Source organism: Streptomyces milbemycinicus (assembly GCF_002154605.1).
Classification (GTDB): Bacteria; Actinomycetota; Actinomycetes; order Streptomycetales; family Streptomycetaceae; genus Streptomyces; species Streptomyces milbemycinicus.
The window spans coordinates 283-1,089 of the sequence record NZ_MUNE01001113.1 but is presented as its reverse complement, the minus strand read 5'-3'; the positions used below and the strand labels follow the sequence as shown (position 1 = coordinate 1,089).

The window sequence follows — 807 nt, the reverse complement described above, 5'->3', positions numbered from 1 at the left end:
CGAGGCCTTCGTCTTGGCGCCCGCCTGCACATTGGCGGCGCTCCGTACGATCACCGCGGTCATCGGCAGGGCGCCCAGCGCGCCGCACACCGCGTTGCCCGCGCCCTGCGCGATGAGCTCCTTGTCGTAGTCGGTCCGCGGGCCGTCGTGCAGCCGGTCCACGGCCGCCGCGGAGAACAGGCTCTCGGCCGAGGCGATCAGCGTGAAGGCGAGCACGGTCCCGATCACGCCGATCTCCGCGAGCTGCGCGAATTCACTGCCGCCGGGCGGCTGCACGGCGTCCAGCAGGCCCTGCACCTCGACCCGCGCGACGGGCAGGTCCATCCCCACCGTGGCCAGCGTGGCCAGTGCGACCGCCGCCAGCGGAGCGGGCAGCACCCGCGCGCCCGGCTTCCAGCGCGGCCACAGCACCAGCACCGCGATCGTTCCCACGCCGACGGCCACCGCCTTCATCGCGGTGTCCGACCCGGCCACATCGGCGATCAGACCGGGCAGCCCGCCCAGCTTGCCCAGGCCGCTGCTCGGCGCCTTGACGTCGGCGAGCGCGTACAGCTGTCCGGCGATCAGTACGAGGCCGATGCCCGCGAGCATGCCCTGGACGACCGCGACGGAGATCGCGCGGAACCAGCGGCCCAGGCGCAGCACACCCATCGCCAGCTGGAGCAGCCCGGACATGAGGACCAGGACGCCGAGGGCCGCGACGCCGTATTCCGACACCGCCTCGTACACGAGCACGGTCAGACCGGCCGCCGGCCCGCTGACCTGCAGGCTGCTGCCCGGCAGAAAGCCGGTGACCAGGCCGCCGAC

1 protein-coding gene is annotated in these 807 nt (G+C 73.6%); it reads right to left on the bottom strand.

Annotation, left to right across the window (positions count from 1 at the left end; all coding sequences use genetic code 11):
* Window positions 1-807 (bottom strand): SulP family inorganic anion transporter (locus CCN51_RS51410; RefSeq protein WP_143676228.1); only part of this gene is annotated, 807 nt, incomplete at both ends.